This window comes from Streptomyces sichuanensis (assembly GCF_020328095.1).
Taxonomy (GTDB): Bacteria; Actinomycetota; Actinomycetes; order Streptomycetales; family Streptomycetaceae; genus Streptomyces; species Streptomyces cinnamoneus.
Genome location: NZ_JAIXMK010000247.1, coordinates 1 through 1,248 on the forward strand (window position 1 = coordinate 1; position 1,248 = coordinate 1,248).

Here is a 1,248-nt window from a genome sequence, read left to right on the forward strand (position 1 = left end):
GTCGCCGCCGGGGCCCTCGCCCGCCACGCCCAGGGCGAGCCCACTGGTCCAGTCCACCAGGCTGGCGCCCCGCGCGCCGGGTATGGTCATGGCCTCCGCCAGGCACCCGTCGATACCGGTCACACGATCCTCTCCAGCCGCGCGGCATCAGCGTGCGGCCGCGACTACGTACGAGTGATGATCACCCGTGGCATGCCCCGTGCGACGGAAGCTAACCGATAACGGTGGTGCGACGTGAGGGTTTTGGCATTTTCCCTCGGCACATCCGCGGAACGGCTAATGGCCGGATCGCCGCTACCGCTCGCCGCTCCGCGCTACCTCCGGCGCTGTCTCTGCATCGAAAGATGTAGCCCGGATTCATCACCGCCTACGAGGACCGCCCCCGTGGCGCACGGTGACCATGGGAGGGAGTGACACGAGCGAAACGAACCCACCCAAGACCACCACGAGTCCGGGAGATCACCATGCCGGAGACCGCAGGGGCGGCCGCCCCCCTCCCCGGGGCTCTGCCGACGCCCTCGTCCCGACCGTCGTCCGCGCAGGTCAGCAGTGCCGACGGCGGAACGCCGCGACTGGCGCTCCTCGACGTGCTGCGCGGCGCGGCCGTCCTGGGCACCCTCATGACCAACGTATGGATCTTCACCGGGCCCGGGGCCGAATGGGGCGTCCTCGACGGCACCATGGGCTCCTCGCTGCACGGGCTGCTGTCGGGCGCGTCCCTCCCGCAGGTCGTCGAAAGCGTCTTCCGGCTGCTTGCCGACGGGAAGTTCCTGGCCATGCTGACGATGCTCTTCGGCGTGGGTCTGGCGATCCAGTTCGGCTCCGCCGCCAAGCGGGGACAGCCCTGGCCCGGCCGGTACCGATGGCGGGCGCTGTTCCTCCTGGCGGAGGGCACGCTGCACTTCGTCCTCGTCTTCGCCTGGGACGTCCTCATGGGATACGCGGTCACCGCACTGCTCGTGGCCTGGTTGCTCACCCGCTCCGCACGCGCCCGGAACCGGGTGATGTGGGCGGCGGCCGGCCTGCACGTGACGGTGATGTCCCTGCTCACCCTGGCGGCGGTCGCCTCGGACCCGGGCGGGGGCGACGGGCCGAGCCGCCGCGTCGTCGACCTCTACGCCGACGGCGGCTACCTCGACCAGATCGCCTTCCGCCTCCACAACGCCGTGGCCCTGCGCATGGAACCGGTCCTCTCCTTCGCCCTGCTGGTCTTCCTCTTCCTGCTCGGCGTGCGGCTCTACCGCGCGG

General features: G+C 70.8%; 1 protein-coding gene. It reads left to right on the forward strand.

From position 1 onward, the window contains the following. Positions 1-464: 464 nt before the first annotated feature. A partial coding sequence (locus LE181_RS31670) for a DUF418 domain-containing protein (protein WP_372458558.1) occupies positions 465-1,248 on the forward strand: 784 nt, incomplete at its 3' end.